Genomic DNA, 17,143 nt, shown 5'->3' with positions numbered 1-17,143 from the left:
GCAGCGGGTGAACCGCCGCGGGTGTTAAGCGCCGGCCCGGACAGGTGTCCGGAACCGGCGCCCAACGCCAGGGACCTCAGTGTGCCAGGAGCGCCCGGTGCGCTTCGCGCCGCGCCTGCTCGTCCGGATCGGGCACGGGCAAAGATGCGAGGAAGCGCCGCGTGTAGCCATGCTGCGGATTGCCCATCACCTGGCTGCCGATGCCCTGCTCCACCATCCGGCCCAGCTCCAGCACCTTCGCCTGCACCGATACGTCGAGGGCCGACGTCGGCTCATCGGCGATCAGGAGCCGCGGGTTGAGGCTTAGTGCGCGGGCCAGGGACGCGCGCTGCCGCTGCCCACCCGAGAGCTCGTGCGGATAGCGAGCAGCGTACGACGCCGGCAGGTGGACTGACTCGAGCGGCTCAGCAACGCGTTTACGCCCCTCCGTCGCAGAAGGCCGGGTGTGGATCAGCATGGGCTCGGCAATGCATTCGCCGATGGTCAGCTGCGGGTTAAAGGACGCGGCCGGGCCCTGGAAGACGAACCCGATATCGTGCGAAGGGGCTTGAAGGTGCGTTCCCTCAGGTTGAGCATCTCGTACCCGAGGACCTTCAGGCTTCCGCCCGTGGTGCGGTTAAGTCCGGCGATGGCCCGCCCGATGGTCGTCTTACCGGAACCGGACTCCCCGCCAGGCCGAACACCTCACCGCGGGAGAGCGTGAAGCTGACGCCGCCCACGGCACGGAACGTGCGGGTTCGCAGCCTGCGAGGCCACGCGGTCGGCGAGGTCCGCCGCTACTCCCATGTTGTGGGTAATCAGCACGATGGAGGTACCGTACTTGTCCCGCAGGTCCCTCAGCAACTCCAGGATTTCCGCCTGCACGGTGACATCCAGTGCGGACATCCTGTGAGTTGAGACACAGCCTCTATTTTTAGAGCTCAGCCCGCTGCAATGACCTGGCGGCGTCGATGGTTGCCTGCCCCAGTACGCGGGTGCCCTGGTAGAGCACCACCGTCTGGCCGGGGGCAACACCACGCAGCGGCGTTTCCAGGCGCACCACCAGGCCCCCGGCACCATCAGCCCCGGCTTCCATGCGGGCCCGGGCAGGGACCGGATCACCGTGGGCACGGACCTGGGCATGGCAGTCGAACTCCGCGCCGGTGGCAACCTCGGCAATGGGCAGCCCGGCCCAGGAGACCTTGATGCCCTTGATCTCGTCGATGGCCAGCAGCGCCTCGGGGCCCACCACCACCTTGTTCTCCTTGGGGCGGATCTCCAGCACGAACCGGGGTTTGCCATCGGCTGCCGGCGTGCCCAGCTTCAGACCGCGCCGCTGACCCACGGTGAAGGCGTTGGCGCCGGCATGCTCGCCCACCTTGGCGCCGGACTCATCCACGATGTCGCCCGTGGCCATGTCGATCTTCTCTGCCAGCCAGCCTGCGGTGTCTCCATCCGGAATGAAGCAGATGTCGTGGCTGTCCGGCTTGTTGGCAACGGACAGTCCGCGGCGTTCGGCTTCGGCGCGGACTTCGGCCTTGGATGGGGTGTCCGCCAGCGGGAACATCGAGTGCTTGAGCTGCTCGTGGGTCAACACGCCCAGGACATAGCTCTGGTCCTTGGCCCAGTCGGCGGCGCGGTGCAGTTCGCGGTTGCCTTGGGCGTCCTCGATGACCTTGGCATAGTGGCCGGTGCACACGGCGTCAAAGCCCAGCGCAATGGCCTTTTCCAGGAGGGCGGCGAACTTGATGCGCTCGTTGCACCGCATGCAGGGATTGGGCGTGCGGCCGGCGGCGTACTCGTCGATGAAGTCCTGCACGACGTCTTCCTTGAAGCGCTCCGAGAAGTCCCACACGTAGTAGGGAATGCCCAGAACGTCGCAGGCGCGCCAGGCATCCCGGGAGTCTTCGATGGTGCAGCAGCCGCGGCTTCCGGTGCGCAGGGTTCCGGGCATGCGGGACAGCGCCAGGTGGACACCGACAACATCGTGTCCGGCCTCGACGGCGCGGGCGGCTGCTACGGCGGAATCCACGCCGCCGCTCATTGCTGCTAGAACTCGCATACTGGCTTTCTGTTGGGGGTCGGCCCTGTGGCCTGAGGGGAACGGACCGCCGGCTGTCTCCGGGAAAGTCCTCGCCCCTCTATTCTACGGACCGGCGCAAATTTACAGACCTGTGCAAATCCCCCGCTGGCCCTCGGCTGCCCTGCCACCATCGTGGAGAATGGTTCAGGGCTCTCCCCCGGTCCTCCTGGCAGCGGTTGCCGCTGTCTGGATGGAGGATTCGTGCCCGGCCATTCCGGCCTGCCTGGCCCGGGCGTAAGCGTCAGGCAGGGCTGCGAGGAGGGCATCGACGTCGGCCGCTACTGACGCGTGTCCCAGCGAGAAGCGCTGCGCGCCCCGGGCGGTCTCCTCGTCCAGTCCCATAGCGAGCAGCACATGGGACGGCCGCGGCACACCGGCAGTGCAGGCAGAGCCGGTGGACGACTCGATGCCGGCAAGGTCAAGCAGGAAGAGGAGGGAATCGCCCTCGCAGCCGGGGAAGGTGAAGTGCGCGTTGCCGGGCAGGCGCCGGCTGCCTGGGGCGCCGCGCAGGACGGCTTCCGGGACCCGCTCCCGCACGCCGTCGATCAGCCGGTCGCGGAGCGCGCTGAGCCGCGCACTCTCAGTGTCAAGGTTGGTGGTGACTATCCGGGCAGCGGCGGCAAAGGCCGCGATGGACGCGGTATCGAGCGTGCCGGAGCGGACGTCGCGTTCCTGTCCGCCACCGTGCAGGACCGGCGTCAGTGTGACGGCGCGGCCCAGCAGCAAGGCACCGACGCCCACCGGACCGCCGATCTTGTGCCCGGAAATGGACATCGCGTCCAGCCTTGAGGCCTTGAAATCCACCGGCAGCGACCCAAAGGCCTGCACGGCATCGGAGTGCACGGGAACGGCTACCGCATGGGCCAGCTCCACGATCCGGCCGATGGGCTGGACGGTGCCCACCTCGTTGTTGGCCCACATGACGGTGACCAGGGCGATGTTTTCGGGCTCACGTGCGAGTTCGCCCTCAAGGAATGCCAGGTCCACCGTGCCCTCAGCGTCGACTGGCAGCCAGCACACCTCCGCCCCTTCGTGGCGTTCCAGCCACTCCACGGTGTCCAGGACGGCGTGATGTTCGACGGCGGAGCACAGGATCCGCCGCCGTGCCGGGTTTCCCGCCACCCGGGACCAGTACAGGCCCTTGACGGCAAGGTTGTCCGCCTCGGTACCGCCTGATGTGAAGATCACCTCGGAAGGGTGGGCGCCGGCGGCGGCGGCAATGGTTTCCCGCGCATCCTCCACCGAACGCCGGGCCCTGCGGCCGGAACCGTGGAGCGAGGACGGATTGCCGGTACGCGCGAGCTCCCTGGTCAGCGCGGCGAGCGCCTCCGCCGCGAGGGGCGTGGTGGCTGCATGGTCGAGGTAAACGGACACGTTGTAATTCTAGCCGCCCGCGTCCCGGCAGACCGGGCCGGGGAACCTGCAGCCGGGAGGGATTCGTTGTCTGGAAGGACCCATAAACTGGGCACACGGCCGGCCCCGGCACGGCGCCCGAACAAAGGATGAGTGCTTGACCCAGAGCAGCAGCCACTACCAGGTCCTGAAGGTGGCGGTCAACGCCACCGAGAAGGAAATCAAAGTGGCCTACCGGCGGGCAGCCCGGAGCGCCCATCCGGACCATGGCGGGGATCCCGCGGCGTTCCGGAGGGTCACTGCGGCCTACGAAACGCTCATCGACCCACAGCGGCGCAAGGCCTACGACCGGTCCTACGCTGCCGGCTCAGGCGCAGCCGTGCCCGAGGAACCGCACTTCGACGCACCGGCGGCGGGAAGCCGGGCTTCGGCCACCGTGCACCGGCCCGGGAAGCAGCGCAACACAGCCGGCGACCCGCCGTCGTATCTTCCTCCCTACGACGCTCTGGCACCTGGAACCGTGCCGCTCATTCCCTTGTCCGTGGCGGCACGGCAGGTTCATGGGGAACCCCGGAAGCGGGGCATTTTCGGCGCCGAAGCCCGGATCCAGCGCGAACTGCGGACCGTGCAGCTGATTACCCGCCAGGTCCTGCCTGCCATACCGGCGGCACGGCTGATCAACGGCCTGCAGTCCCCCGCCGACAACAGCCATATCGACCACGCCTTACTGTCCGGATATCGGCTGGCCCTCATCGGCTCCATGCTCCTGCCCAAGGGCGCGTACGCCTGGGACGGGCAGACCCTGAACCACGGCGGCCGGTCCATTCCTCCGCCGCGCCTGGCCGGAGTGGTGCGGGCGATGCAGGACATCTTTCCCGAGTTGAACGTGACCGGGTGGACCGTGGTGTTGAGCCCCGGCGGCAACCTGCACGAGCCCGTGATCGACCAGCACCGCCGGGCCGCGGGCGCGCTGGAAACCGTCCACGTGGTCAACGCAGCCGGGATGGTGCGCGGAGTGAAGGAGTTTCTTTCTTCCGGGCCGGCGCCGAACACGGTGAATGTTCCGGTCCTCGCGCGGCTGCTGCGGGGAATGCACTGAATCCGCTGCGCCGGCGGCTTCCGGCGCACCGCTTTCCTGCGCGGCTAGGATGGAACGGTGTTCCGCATCCTCTTCCATTCCCCCGAAATCCCCGGCAACACGGGAAACGCCATCCGGCTCGCCGCCATCACCGGCGCCGAACTGCACCTGGTGGAGCCGCTGGGTTTCGACTTCTCGGACGCCAAGCTGAAGCGCGCCGGACTCGATTACCATGACCTCGCAGTCGTGACGGTCCACCGCAGCATCGAGGACGCCTGGCAGCACCTGCAGCCTGAACGGGTCTACGCCTTCACCTCGGACGGTTCCGTGAGCTACACGGACATCGCCTACCAGCCCGGGGACGTCCTGATGTTTGGACAGGAATCCGTGGGGCTGCCGCCGGAGCTGAAGTCTGATCCGCACGTGACGGCCACCGTCCGGCTGCCCATGCTCCCTGCTCTGCGCTCGCTGAACCTGGCCAATGCGGCTTCGATCGCCGTCTACGAGGCCTGGCGCCAGCAGGGATTCGCAGGCGCGCAGGTCTGAGGACGCCGGCAGGACCTGTACCGGCGCGCCCCGGCCGGCACGCACCCATCCGCCGGGCTCTCCGCACCGAATGACATCCGAGGACATTCCACACGGGAATGTTCCCGGGAGACGCAGGGAGGTGCACGTGACGTTGCTGGGAACGGATCTGCGTGCACGAACACGTCACGCCGGGGCAACTGCCCTGGAATCACCGCAGGGAGACTTATGCTTGGTAGTAATGGAAACTCCCAATGCTCCCAACTCCGAGGCCGCGGCCGCGGTGACAGAGCCTCCGGCCGACCTCAGCCAGCGCCTGACGGAACTGCTCGAACGCACGGGCAGGGGCGACCAGGCGGCCTTCTCGGAGTTCTACCAGCTGACTTCACGCCGGGTCTACGGCATGGCGCGCCGCGTCCTTATCGACCCGGAATTGAGCCAGGACACCACACAGGAGGTCTTCCTGCAGGTCTGGCAAAATGCGGCCAAGTTCGATCCGCGGGCCGGCAGCGCGCTCTCGTGGCTGATGACCATCTCGCACCGCCGGGCCGTTGACCGGGTCAGGTCGGCCCAGTCTGCAACGGACCGCGAAGCCAAGTACGGGGCGACCACGCAGGATATCGACCATGACTCGGTCTCGGACGAGGTTGGCAGCAGGCTCGAGGCCGAAGCCGTGGTCCGGTGCCTGGGCACGCTCACGGAAACCCAGCAGGAGTCCGTGCGTCTGGCCTATTACGGCGGCCTGACCTATCGGGAAGTCGCTGAAAAACTGAACGCCGCAGTACCCACCATCAAGTCGCGCATACGCGACGGACTGATACGACTAAAAACCTGTTTGGGGGTGAGTTGAGATGACAGACATGAACAAGGGACGCTCCACTGGATCCTTCGGGGACGCGATAGCCACTGACCTCGCCTCCGGACGGGCCGTAGACCTGGCCGAACTTTACGCCCTGGACGCGGTCACGGAGCAGGAACGGCAGGCCATTGACGGGTACCTCTCGGCCGCCCCCGAGGCCGAACGTACTGCATTCTTCGAGCGTGTCCGCGTTGCCAGGGAGACGCTGGCCATGACGTTCCGCGCCGAGGAAGAACCACCGGCAGACCTCTTCGACCGCATCGTGGCCCAGCTTCCGGCCTCCGTGCCGGCCCCTGCGCCGTGGCACGACCCGGCCGTAGACGAACTGTCGCTGGCCAGGGAACGGAAGCTCCGCCGTCGGCCCACGGGCACGCGGCGCTGGTTGGCCGGCGTGGCCGCAGCGGCTGCCATCGCCCTGGGGGGCGTCGGTGTCGGCTCCTATCTTGCCGACCAGAACGATCCCATGAACCAGGTGGCCCGGGCCCAGGACGTCCGCCAGGCGTCGGTGCAGGTTGCCGGCGGCGGCACCGCCACGGTGCTCATCTCCTCCGAGAAGGATGCCGCCGTGGTGAAGATGAACGGCGTCCCGGCTCCACCCGAGGGCAAGGTCTATCAGATGTGGCTGATACCGAAGGACGGTTCCGCACCGGTCTCGCAGGGGCTCATGGACGCCGAGGCGCTGTCCAAGCCGGCCATGGTCAAGGGCATTTCCTCGGCCGCAGCGCTCGGCATCACGGTGGAGCCTGCCGGCGGTTCCACGTCCCCCACGCTTCCGACTGTTGCCGCAGCTCCGCTGGGAGCCTAGAAACCCGCGATGGTGCCCGGGCCGTTGATTTCCACCACGTGGAACGCTTCGGCGCTGGCACCGTCCGGCAGCCCGGCTCGTGCGGCGTTGCGGCGCATCCCCTGGCGGACCGTTGCTTCCATCGCCGCCACGTCCGGATGCTGGCTCACGTGGACGTGGATGGCCTGCAGCTTAGCTTCGACGTGGACCGTCACGTCAACGAAGTGGTTTTCCCGTTCCTCCGGCCCCGCGTAGAGCCACAGCCAGGGCAACTTGTATGCGGCCAGCCCGGCCTCCGCCAGCTCCGGGTAGGCGAACGGGTTCTCCAGTGCCGGATACACGGCCCTCGTCACAGCTTCCCCCACCGCCAGGTGATCCGGATGGCTCTTCTGGATCCGCTGCCAGTTCCGTTCGGGGTGCATGGCGAGTACGACGTCGGGACGGACCTCCCGGATAAGCCTCACCACGGCCTTCATGACCTCGTGCGAGGGCTCAAGGTAACCGTCCCGCTGGTGCAGGTAATGGATGTCGGTGACGCCGACCAGTGCGGCGGCGCGGCGCTGCTCGGAATCGCGGAGTGCGATGATGTCCGCGCGGTGCGCGGGGTCGAAGCCGCCCGCGTCGCCGTCGGTCATGATGCAGTAGCTGACCTCAATCCCCGCGGCGGTCCAGGCGGCGATGGTTCCCGCAGCGCCGAAGTCAATGTCATCCGGGTGGGCCGCGAAACAGAGCACCCGCCCAACCCGGTGGATCTCCGGGTTGAACGGGCTCTGTGCGCTGGCCGTCGGATCAGCCAACAATCAGCCTTTTCGCTTCTTGATCTCAGCGGTGGCCTGCGGCAGGACGTCGAAAAGGTCGCCCACGATGCCGAAGTCTGCAATTTCGAACACGGGCGAGTCGGCGTCCTTGTTGATCGCGACGATCACCTTGGAGGTCTGCATGCCCGCTTTCTGCTGGATAGCTCCGGAGATGCCCGCGGAGATGTAGAGCTGCGGCGAAACGGTCTTACCCGTCTGCCCCACCTGCGCGTCGTGGCTGATCCAGCCGGCGTCGGTGGCTGCGCGGGAAGCGCCCACGGCTGCGCCCAGGGCGTCCGCAAGCTCTTCCACCGGTCCGAAGTCGCCGTCAAGGCCACGCCCGCCGGCCACCACAATGCGGGCGTCGGTCAGGTCCGGGCGGCCGCTGGCCACTTTTTGTTCGCGCCCGGTGATGCGGGCTGCCCTTGCTGCTGCGTCCGCCGGAACCTCTACGGTGGAGACGGCCGGGGCCGCCGCAGGCGCCGGCTCCGGGGTGACATTGTTGGCCTTGACCGTAAGGACGGTGACGGGCGTAGTGGCTTTGCAGGTTGTGTTGTACGAACCGGCCAGGACCGACTTGTGCGCGGTGCCGTCAGGGTCCACTGCCACGACGTCGGTGATCACGCCGGCGTTCAGCCGGATCCCGAGCCGGGCTGCAATTTCCTTGCCTTCCGGAGAGTTGTCCAGGAGGACGATGCCGGCGCCGGCGCTTTCGACTGCGGCGGCCAGGAATGCCGCCTTGGGTGCCACCAGGAAGTCGTCGAGGTCTGCAGAGGAGGGCCGCAGCACCGCAGTGGCGCCGTATTCGGCCAGGGTGGCGGTGGCTGCCTCGGTCAGATCACCGTTGACGGCTACCGTGCTTGAACCCAGGGTACGGGCCAGTGTGAGCAGCTCCAGATGGGCCTTCTTCAGCGAGGCACCGGGGTTGTCAATGAATACGAGTACGTTTGCCATGTCAGTGATCCCTACTAGAGCAGCTTCTGGGCGGCCAGGAAGTCGACCAGCTTGATGCCGGCGTCGCCTTCGTCCGTGATGATGGTGCCTGCGGTGCGCGGAGGGCGCTCCACAGCGTTGGCTACCGTGGTCCAGGAGCCGCTGCGGCCTACCTGGCCTGTGTCCAGACCGATGTCCGCCAAAGACAGCGTGGTGATGCTCTTGCGCTTGGCGGCGATGATGCCCTTGAAGTTGGGGTAGCGGGGTTCGTTGATCTGGTCCGTCACGGACACGACTGCCGGCAGCGGTGCTTCGACGGTTTCCGAAAAGGTGTCCGCGTCACGGCGCGCGGTGAGGCGGCCGCCGTCCACGTCCAGCGAGGACGCGAAGGTCACCTGCGGCAGGCCGAGGCGTTCGGCGAGCTGCGCCGGAACCAGGGACGTCTCGCCGTCGGTGGACGCCATGCCGGTGATGATCAGGTCCGGCTGGCCGAGGTGCCGCACTGCTGCTGCGAGCGCCAGGGACGTGGCGGCGGCATCCGAGCCGGCCAGCGCGTCGTCACTGAGGTGGACGCCTTCGGTGGCACCCATCTGCAGGGATTTCTTGACAGCGTTCACGGCTCCGGCGGGACCCATGCTCAGGGCAATGACCTGGTTGCCCGCCTTGCTGCCACCGCGGGCTTCGGCGAGCTGCAGTGCTGCCTCCAGAGCGTACTCGTCGAGTTCAGACAGGATGCTTTCACTGCGGTCCGCGGTGAAGCCCTCCCCGTTGAGGTGCCGGTCGAACTGGGCGTCCGGGACATGCTTGACCAGGACGATGATTTTCAATGTCTCTTCCACTGTATTTACAGCAGCCTTCCATGCTTGTGGTCAGCCAGCCGGGTAAGGTCATGGCCGCGGAAACGCCCGGCGTACGGGTAGCTCCTAGCTAACCATATAGGCCCGTGCGGGTGCCCCCTTCCGTTAACCCCCGTGTCAGCGGCACTTGCAGCGGCCCGGCAACGGACGACGGCGGGGCCCCCACCCAGGTGGGGACCCCGCCGTCGTCCGCCCCTCGTCTCCCGGGGCCAGGGGATGGTGCAGGCCGGTTAGCTTGCCGCCTCACCGAGGATGACCTCCAGCGTCCGCTCCTGGCCGTTGCGCAGGACGGTGATGTCCACCTTGGTGCCCGGGGCCTGTTCCCGCACAGCGGCGGTCAGCTGGTTGGGTTCGCCGATGGAGAGATCGTTGAACCGCGTGATCACGTCGCCGGTCCGGATTCCTGCTTTGTCGGCGGCGGAGCCCGGCTCCACGCTGGCCACGTCGGCCCCGACGGAGAAGCCCGAGTTCGAGCCCGAGGCGGTCTTGCCCTTCACGCTGACACCCAGTTGGCCGTGCGAAGCCTTGCCGGTGTCGATAATCTCCTGAGCAACACGCTTGGCGTGGTTGATGGGGATACTGAAGCCCACTCCGATGTTTCCGCTCGTTGAGGATGCCTCGGATCCGGCGGAGGCGATGGCCACGTTGACGCCGATGACCTCGCCCTTGGTGTTGACCAGGGCACCTCCCGAATTGCCGGGGTTGATGGCCGCATCGGTCTGGATGACATTGATGGAGATGGACCCTTGGCCGGACGACGGCCTGCCCTGCCCGCCGCCCGGGGGCGCGAACTGGAAGCCGCCCTCGTCGTCTTCTGCGTTGTCCCCTTCCTCGGGCGCTGCGGAAGAAGCAACGCTGATGGTCCGGTTGAGCGTGGAGACGATTCCGTCAGTCACGGTGCCTGTCAGGCCCAGCGGCGAGCCGATCGCAATGGCGGTGTCGCCCACGTTGAGTTTGCCTGAGTCGCCCAGCGTGGCGGGGGTCAGACCGGAGGAGTCCTCGACCTTGATCACAGCGAGATCCGACAGCGGGTCGGTTCCCACCAGCTTGGCCGTGACGACGCGCCCTTCGCTGGTCCGGACTTCCAGGGAGGCGTTGGCCGTCTGGCCGTCCAGGGTGACCACGTGGGTGTTGGTCAGGATATGTCCCTGGTCGTCGAGCACGATACCCGAGCCGGTGCCGCCTGCGCTGCCGCTGGAAGCGCTGATGGTGACAACGCTCGGTGTGGCCTTCACGGCCGCTGCCGTAATGGCGTTCACTTCGTCCTGGTTGTTGACGATGACGGTTCCGGGCTGACTGCTGCCCCCGGCCGAGGATTGTCCCGCATTGCCGAACAGCTCTGCCGAGCCCACCGTGGCCACTCCGCCGCCCACCAGGCCGGCCGCGAGGATGCTCGCCACAAGAGTCCCGACGCCGAAGCTCGCCTTGCGCCGCGGCGCATCCTTGGGGTCGGGTACATAACCTCCTCCGTGCTGCGGACCATGCTGGCCCTGCTCGCCGGAGAAATGGGCTGGCTGCCCGTAGAAAGGCTGGTGCCGCGGATAATCCGGGCGGCCGGCAGCCGGGATTTCCTGCGTGGGCTGCTGCCCATAAGGCTGTTCCATGCGCCGGGTGGGATGCTGGTCCGCTGGCTGCCCCGCCGTCCGGTCCTCCCCGCGGCCGCCCTCGGGCGCTCCACCGGGCGTATGGTTCTCAGTCATGGGACTTCCTTTCATCCTCGTCTGCACTTAACTATGGACCCCCCGGCTGGAACAAGTTCGGATGTTTGCTGAGAGCTTGCTGAAGGAGTGTCCGGTATCCGGCGGCGCTGCTCCGGCGTTTCGCTGGTGGCATATCCAGCCCGATGGACGGTGCCTTCGGTGCACCATAGAATCAACATGAATTGCCACAGCGACCTGCGGCTTCACCTTTGACGCTTGGGGGCGCTGCTGCATTCCGGGAGCCTGATTCGGCCCGAATCAGCGTGAAGCGTGCTGAAGGGTTTGCACATGCGGTCAAAGTTCAAGAATTTCCTCGCTGTGATGGGCGTCGTTGCGCTCCTGGCCTTGCCGGCCGGCGCGGCGCACGCCGAAGATCCCGTGGAGATCCCGTCCGGCACCAACGTCGTGGACAAGGCCAATGTCCTGGGCGCGCGCAAGGGCGAAGTCCAGGAGGCCGTCCAAAAGCTCCTGGCGGACCACAAGTACAACCTGTACGTGGTAACGGTTGACTCGTTCGAAAATCCGTCGGACCCCGCGGCCTGGGGTTCCGCGGTTGCCAAGCAGAAGGGCATGGGAACGGCTGACGTTATCCTGGCCATCGCCACTGAGGGCCGTTACTACTTTGCTCCCAACTCGGCCAGCCCCATCTACTCCAAGCGGACCAACATCACGCAGAACGCGGTGGTGGCCAACTTGGCCGGCGGCAAGAAGGACTACGCCCAGGCGGCCATCGACACTGCGGCCGCCATTGGTGACGCCGCCGGTGGCGGCAGCGGCTCCGTCCCATCCGGTGATGGCGCCGGCGCCGCGGTGTTGGTGGGAACCGGCGTGGTGGCCGCTGGCGGAGCGGCCGCCTACCTCTACTTCCGCAACAAGCGCCGAAGGACGCAGGCTGCAGAGGCGTCCCGGGCCCAGCAGGCACCAGCTGACCCGCTGGCAGGACTCAGCATCCCGGATCTCCGCAAGAAGAGCGGTTCATTGCTGGTGGAGGCAGACGACGCCATTACTTCCAGCGAGCACGAGCTTGGCTTCGCACAGGCGCAGTACGGGGACGCCGCCACCGGAAACTTCACCAAGGCGCTTAACGAGGCCAAAGCCCACATGACCGAGTCGTTCAAGCTCCAGCAGCAGCTGGACGACCACATTCCGGATACCGAAGAACAGCAGCGCACCTGGCTCACCGAAATCATCCGGCGGTCCGAAGCAGCCCTCGCCTCCCTGCAGGAGCAGAAGGCGGACTTCGATGCGTTGCGTGAACTGGAGAAGAACGCGCCGCAGGCCCTGGCCACAGTGCAGTCCGGTGCCAGCGAAGCGGGCGCGAAGATCACCAGTGCAGAGCAGACCCTCAGCGCCCTTCGCAGCAAGTACGCGGACAGCGCTTTGGTGCAGGTTTCCGACAACATCCTGCAGGCCAAGGAACGCCTGGCGTTCGTACAGAACGCTGCGGAGACGGCAGGCCAAAAACTTGCCGACGGCGAGCCGAGCCTCGCAGCCGTGGCGGTCCGTGCCGCGGAAGAAAGCCTGCACCAGACCAATGTGCTGCTCGACGCCATCGCCAGAGTGGCCACACACCTGGACAAGGCCCGCAGCGGCGTGGACAGCGCCGTAGTGGACACCTCGCAGGACCTGGCACAGGCACGGGCCATCCTCCAGGCAGGTTCCCATCCGGAACTAGCCGGCCCGGTTGCCGGGGTGGAAGCAGCGCTGGCCCAGGTCAAGACCGAAATCCAGGGCGGCAAGATCGACCCCATCAAGACCCTGGAACGCGTCGAGGCAGCCCACCAATCCCTGGACCAGGCACTGGGCGGGATCCGGGACCAGGAGGAACAGACCCGGCGCGCCCAGGCTTCCCTCCAGCAGACCATCATGTCCGCCCAGGCGCAGATCAGTGCTACGTCGGACTACATCGGCGCCCGCCGCGGCGGGGTGGGCACCGAGGCCCGCACCCGGCTGGCAGAGGCCCAGCGAAACCTCGACTACGCACTGTCCATCTCCCGGCAGGACCCGGTGACCGCACTCACCTACGCCCAGCAGGCCCACGGGCTAGCAGCGCAGGCAGCCCAGCTGGCGCAGGCGGACGTGGACCACTTCGGCGGATATGCACAGCAGGGCTACGGCCGCGGCGGCATGTTTGGCGGTGGCGGCGGCGGCGGACTGGGCGGCGCCATCCTGGGCGGGATCCTCATCAATTCCATCCTCAACGGGGGCGGCAGCGGCTGGGGCGGGGGCCATGGAGACGGCGGCGGCTGGGGCGGCGGGGACTTCGGCGGCGGCGGTTTCGGCGGCGGAGATTTTGGCGGCGGGGATTCCGGCAGCTTCTAGCTGCCGGATCGTCCAGCGGCTGGACCAGCACAACACTTTTGAAAGTTCGACACGGAGCAGGATGAAAGGTATCACCATGGTTAAGCAGTCCATTTTCGGCCGCATCGCACAGCTGGCGAAAGCAAACATCAACACGTTGCTGGACAACGCAGAGGATCCGCAGAAAATGCTGGACCAGATGGTCCGCGACTACACCAACAACATTGCCGAGGCCGAGTCAGCCGTCGCACAGACCATCGGAAACCTGCGCATGCTCGAGGACGACTACAACGAGGATGTCCGCAACGCCCGTGACTGGGGCAACAAAGCCTTGGCCGCCTCACGCAAAGCTGATGAATTCCGTTCCGGCGGCAACATCGCTGATGCCGAAAAGTTCGACAACCTCGCCAAGGTGGCGCTGCAGCGACAGCTGGCAGCCGAGAATGAGGCCAAGGGCGCAGAGCCATCCATCGCCTCCCAGCGTGAAGTGGTGGAGAAGCTGAAGACCGGCCTGGAACAGATGAAGGGCAAGCTGAACCAGCTGACCAGCAAGCGCAACGAGCTGGTAGCCCGGTCCAAGACCGCAGCTGCCCAGTCCCAGGTGCACGACGCCATCAAGAGCATCGACATCATGGACCCCACCAGCGAGGTGGGCCGGTTCGAAGAAAAGATCCGGCGCGAGGAAGCAAAGGTCCGCGGCCAGCAGGAGCTCGCAGCTTCCAGCCTGGACGCGCAGTTCAACCAGCTTGAGGACCTTGGGGAGCAGGTGGAGATCGAGGCACGCCTGGCGGCCCTCAAATCCGGAAACGCTGCACCGGCCCTCGGGGCTTCCACCACGTCCGGCACCGGCTCCACCGTGGACGAAGAGGACTACGACAAGCTCTGACACGAACATGCCCTCTGGGGCAATGGGAACCGTGGGCCCGGAAGGCATGTCCTTCCGGGCCCACGGTTCCTTTGTGTGCCGCTTCCCCTAGCCCTGGTGTGTAGCGTGGAGCCATGCCCTCCTCAGGTTCCCTCGTCTGGCTGCGCGACGACCTCCGCCTCGATGACAACCCGGCACTGGCGCAGGCCGCCGGGCTGGGCAATCCCGTGACGGTGCTCTTTGTCCTCGACGAAGAATCGGACGGGATACGCCCGCTGGGCGGCGCCGCGCGCTGGTGGCTGCACCACTCGTTGGCCGCCCTCGGGGCATCACTGGAGGCCGCCGGATCGCGCCTGCTCCTCCGCCGCGGGCCCGCCGGGGCAGTCGTGCCGCAAGTTGCGGCAGCCACAGGAGCGACCCACCTGTTCTGGAACCGCCGGTACGGGCTGCCCGAACGCGCCGTCGACGCCGCCATCAAGACCTGGGCCGTGGAGCACGGCCTGGCCGCGGCCAGCCTGCAGGCCAACCTCCTCTTCGAGCCGTGGACCATCCGGACGGGAACAGGCGGCCCGTACAAGGTCTTCACCCCGTTCTGGCGCGCCTGCCTGGCAGCGGACGGCGTCCGTGAACCGTTGCCTGCCCCGTCCGCGCTGCCCGCTCCCCCGGCGGGCGCCGGCGCCGGTGATGACCTGGGGACTTGGGACCTGCTGCCCTCCTCCCCGGACTGGAGCGGCGGCCTTGCAGCGGAGTGGTCCCCGGGAGAAGACGGCGCGCGGCAACGGCTTGAGGATTTCCTGGCCGGCCCGGCGGAAGAATACGGAACCGGGCGAAACCTTCCCGGTGTCGAAGGGACCAGCAGGCTCTCACCGCACCTCCGTTTCGGCGAGGTCAGCCCGTTTCGGGTATGGCGGGAAATCAGCCGCCGGTTCCCCCGGCAGGTACCGGCCGACGTCGGGATCTTCCGTTCCGAACTTGGCTGGCGGGAATTTTGCTGGCACCTGCTCTACGCGAATCCGGATCTCGCTACCCGGAACTACCGCGCCGAATTCGACCGGTTTGAATGGAACCATCCGGGTCCGGAGGAACTCGGGGCTTGGCAGCAGGGCACGACGGGGTATCCGCTGGTCGACGCCGGCATGCGCCAGCTGTGGACCACCGGCTGGATGCACAACCGGGTCAGGATGGCGGCCGCCTCATTTCTGGTGAAGAACCTGCTGGCGGACTGGCGCACGGGCGAGGCCTGGTTCTGGGACACGCTCGTGGACGCCGACGCCGCCAGCAACCCGGCAAACTGGCAGTGGGTGGCCGGATCGGGCGCCGACGCCTCGCCGTACTTCCGGATTTTCAACCCGGTGACCCAGAGCCGGAAATTCGATGCCGCCGGAACCTACCTGCGCAGGTACCTCCCGGAGCTGAAACACATGGACCCCAAGGCAATCCACGAACCATGGAAGTCCGGCACCGCAGGATACCCGGCTCCCCTCGTGGACCTTTCCGTGTCGCGTCAGCGCGCCCTGGACGCCTACCAGCGGCTCAAGGACGGCTGAGGCCCTGGCCGGTCACAGCCGGAAGGTCTCAGTGCGGTGGGTGCAGATTCAGCGGCTGACCTTGCCCATGAGGGACGCTATGGGCCGCAGGAACAGCGGGCGGGCCAGGAACCAAGCGGCGGCCATCACCACAACTGAGGCCACGAACACCCAGAACCCGAACCAGTCGGTGGAATCCCGGACACCGTACATGTGGTTCAGGTTACGCAGGAAGCCGGTTGCCAGGACCAGGAATACATGGACGGCAATGAAGGCAACGAAATAGACCATGACGGGAAAATGCACGGCACGGGCCCATTCGATGGGGAAGGCCCTGTTCAGGGCCACCGCCTTCTTGGGCCACGCCCCGGACATCCGCAGGCCGGTAATGAAGGCCAGCGGCGCAGCGAGGAACACGGTGGCGAAGTACGCCAGGAGCTGGAGTGCGTTGTAGTTGACCCAGCCGTTTTCCGTAGGCCAGTTAAGCGAGGCATACTGCAGCGCCGCCGAAAGGGCGTTGGGGAAGACATCCCAACTGGTGGGGACGATCCGCATCCACTGCCCGGTGGCGAAGAGCAGCACTGCGAACACCAGGCCGTTGAGGATCCACAACGCGTCGAGTGTCAGGTGGAACCAAAGCTCCAGGGTGATCTTGGTGGGCGCATTCCGGGTCCGGATAAGGCCCTTGTTGTTGCGTGTCCAGTGCCCGCTGGGCTTGGTGGTGGTCCGGACTTGCCAGCCGCTGCGGATGATCAGGAGCAGGAAGAAAGCATTGAGGAAGTGCTGCCATGCCAGCCACGCCGGGAAGCCGACAGGCGCCCCTTCCGGCAGTTTCGAGTGGCCCGGATATTCTGCCACGAACGAGGCCACCGGGCCCAGGCCCATAAGGAGTTTGGCCAGGAGAACCAGGACCACCAGCGCCGCCAGGACCGCGGGTACGGCCCAGACAAGTTTCGACCTCTGGCCGGCCGCGCTGCCGGGCTTCTTCGTGGGTGTGGACATCGAACAACATTCCTCTCGAGAATGACTGGCCAAGTGCTCACGGACGCGTGAGGCTCCGCGAAAGAGAATACTAGGAACCGCAAGTATATCCGGCCAACAAAAAGCCCCGGCCGGCTGTACCGGTCGAGGCTTTTGCATAGTTGCGGGGACAGGATTTGAACCTGTGACCTCTGGGTTATGAGCCCAGCGAGCTACCGAACTGCTCCACCCCGCGTCGCTTGATCAACACTACCCTACTTTGGCGGTCACGTTCACCACATGGATTTCGGGGCAGGGGACCACACAGCCACAATCATCGGGCCTGCCCCCCGGAAACAGAAAAGTCCGGATACCGTTTCCAGTATCCGGACCTTCCATCCAGTTGCGGGGACAGGATTTGAACCTGTGACCTCTGGGTTATGAGCCCAGCGAGCTACCGAACTGCTCCACCCCGCGTCGCAAGAACTACTTTACCGGGAGGTGAACACGAGGCCAAATCGGGAGGCCGTGATGTCCGTCTCG

General features: G+C 66.6%; 16 protein-coding genes and 2 tRNA genes. 7 read left to right on the top strand and 11 right to left on the bottom strand.

What is annotated here, in order from left to right; all coding sequences use genetic code 11:
* Positions 1 to 76: 76 nt before the first annotated feature.
* From ACIQC0_RS14860 to ACIQC0_RS14845, 4 genes are all read right to left on the bottom strand, one after another.
* Entirely contained in the window at positions 77 to 532 is a 456-nt protein-coding gene (locus tag ACIQC0_RS14860) for an ATP-binding cassette domain-containing protein (protein WP_400536147.1), read from the bottom strand.
* A gap of 152 nt (positions 533 to 684) precedes the next feature.
* Complete coding sequence (locus ACIQC0_RS14855; RefSeq protein WP_400536078.1) at positions 685 to 885, bottom strand: hypothetical protein; 201 nt, start codon at positions 883 to 885, stop codon at positions 685 to 687.
* Between the two features lie 28 nt (positions 886 to 913).
* Complete coding sequence (mnmA, locus tag ACIQC0_RS14850) at positions 914 to 2,041, bottom strand: tRNA 2-thiouridine(34) synthase MnmA (protein WP_400536075.1); 1,128 nt, start codon at positions 2,039 to 2,041, stop codon at positions 914 to 916.
* A 165-nt stretch (positions 2,042 to 2,206) separates the two neighbouring features.
* On the bottom strand, positions 2,207 to 3,436 hold the full coding sequence (locus ACIQC0_RS14845; RefSeq protein WP_400536073.1) for a cysteine desulfurase family protein: 1,230 nt from the start codon (positions 3,434 to 3,436) through the stop codon (positions 2,207 to 2,209).
* Positions 3,437 to 3,572: 136 nt separating this feature from the next.
* Between ACIQC0_RS14845 and ACIQC0_RS14840 the strand changes: the two genes are divergently transcribed.
* The 4 genes from ACIQC0_RS14840 to ACIQC0_RS14825 all read left to right on the top strand — a co-directional run bounded on the left by ACIQC0_RS14840 (position 3,573) and on the right by ACIQC0_RS14825 (position 6,682).
* On the top strand, positions 3,573 to 4,514 hold the full coding sequence (locus ACIQC0_RS14840) for a J domain-containing protein (protein ID WP_400536070.1): 942 nt from the start codon (positions 3,573 to 3,575) through the stop codon (positions 4,512 to 4,514).
* 57 nt (positions 4,515 to 4,571) lie between these two features.
* Positions 4,572 to 5,039, top strand: a complete 468-nt coding sequence (locus ACIQC0_RS14835; protein ID WP_377214847.1) for a tRNA (cytidine(34)-2'-O)-methyltransferase — start codon at positions 4,572 to 4,574, stop codon at positions 5,037 to 5,039.
* Between the two features lie 220 nt (positions 5,040 to 5,259).
* Positions 5,260 to 5,868, top strand: a complete 609-nt coding sequence (sigK, locus tag ACIQC0_RS14830; RefSeq protein ID WP_377214846.1) for an ECF RNA polymerase sigma factor SigK — start codon at positions 5,260 to 5,262, stop codon at positions 5,866 to 5,868.
* A 1-nt stretch (position 5,869) separates the two neighbouring features.
* Entirely contained in the window at positions 5,870 to 6,682 is an 813-nt protein-coding gene (locus ACIQC0_RS14825) for an anti-sigma factor domain-containing protein (protein ID WP_400536066.1), read from the top strand.
* On the opposite strand, the gene ACIQC0_RS14820 is transcribed toward ACIQC0_RS14825, so the two are convergent.
* The 4 genes from ACIQC0_RS14820 to ACIQC0_RS14805 all read right to left on the bottom strand — a co-directional run bounded on the left by ACIQC0_RS14820 (position 6,679) and on the right by ACIQC0_RS14805 (position 10,948).
* Positions 6,679 to 7,458: a PIG-L deacetylase family protein gene (locus ACIQC0_RS14820; protein ID WP_400536063.1), complete on the bottom strand. Its 780-nt coding sequence runs from the start codon at positions 7,456 to 7,458 to the stop codon at positions 6,679 to 6,681. The two genes, ACIQC0_RS14825 and ACIQC0_RS14820, sit on opposite strands and share 4 nt — an antisense overlap.
* A gap of 3 nt (positions 7,459 to 7,461) precedes the next feature.
* On the bottom strand, positions 7,462 to 8,412 hold the full coding sequence (locus tag ACIQC0_RS14815; RefSeq protein WP_400536060.1) for an electron transfer flavoprotein subunit alpha/FixB family protein: 951 nt from the start codon (positions 8,410 to 8,412) through the stop codon (positions 7,462 to 7,464).
* A 14-nt stretch (positions 8,413 to 8,426) separates the two neighbouring features.
* Entirely contained in the window at positions 8,427 to 9,218 is a 792-nt protein-coding gene (locus tag ACIQC0_RS14810) for an electron transfer flavoprotein subunit beta/FixA family protein (RefSeq protein WP_400536057.1), read from the bottom strand.
* Positions 9,219 to 9,478: 260 nt separating this feature from the next.
* Positions 9,479 to 10,948, bottom strand: a complete 1,470-nt coding sequence (locus ACIQC0_RS14805; RefSeq protein WP_400536054.1) for a S1C family serine protease — start codon at positions 10,946 to 10,948, stop codon at positions 9,479 to 9,481.
* A gap of 288 nt (positions 10,949 to 11,236) precedes the next feature.
* Here ACIQC0_RS14805 and ACIQC0_RS14800 point away from each other — a divergent pair, with 288 nt between their 5' ends.
* From ACIQC0_RS14800 to ACIQC0_RS14790, 3 genes are all read left to right on the top strand, one after another.
* A complete protein-coding gene (locus ACIQC0_RS14800; protein ID WP_377214840.1) occupies positions 11,237 to 13,270 on the top strand; it encodes a TPM domain-containing protein in 2,034 nt (677 codons plus the stop codon).
* A gap of 76 nt (positions 13,271 to 13,346) precedes the next feature.
* A complete protein-coding gene (locus ACIQC0_RS14795) occupies positions 13,347 to 14,135 on the top strand; it encodes a PspA/IM30 family protein (protein ID WP_377214839.1) in 789 nt (262 codons plus the stop codon).
* Between the two features lie 113 nt (positions 14,136 to 14,248).
* Complete coding sequence (locus tag ACIQC0_RS14790; RefSeq protein ID WP_400536050.1) at positions 14,249 to 15,661, top strand: cryptochrome/photolyase family protein; 1,413 nt, start codon at positions 14,249 to 14,251, stop codon at positions 15,659 to 15,661.
* Between the two features lie 48 nt (positions 15,662 to 15,709).
* Here ACIQC0_RS14790 and ACIQC0_RS14785 read toward each other — a convergent pair whose 3' ends face one another.
* The 3 genes from ACIQC0_RS14785 to ACIQC0_RS14775 form a co-directional block, all read right to left on the bottom strand.
* Positions 15,710 to 16,642 (bottom strand): cytochrome b/b6 domain-containing protein, encoded by a 933-nt coding sequence (locus tag ACIQC0_RS14785; protein ID WP_400536047.1) that lies wholly within the window; start codon positions 16,640 to 16,642, stop codon positions 15,710 to 15,712.
* Positions 16,643 to 16,782: 140 nt separating this feature from the next.
* Positions 16,783 to 16,856 (bottom strand) — tRNA-Met (locus tag ACIQC0_RS14780).
* Between the two features lie 147 nt (positions 16,857 to 17,003).
* A tRNA-Met gene (locus ACIQC0_RS14775) sits at positions 17,004 to 17,077 on the bottom strand.
* Positions 17,078 to 17,143 lie beyond the last annotated feature (66 nt).

Source organism: Pseudarthrobacter sp. NPDC092419 (assembly GCF_044755045.1).
Taxonomy (GTDB): domain Bacteria; phylum Actinomycetota; class Actinomycetes; order Actinomycetales; family Micrococcaceae; genus Arthrobacter.
Note: the sequence above shows the minus strand (reverse complement) of the source record. Positions and strands in the feature narration are given on the sequence as shown.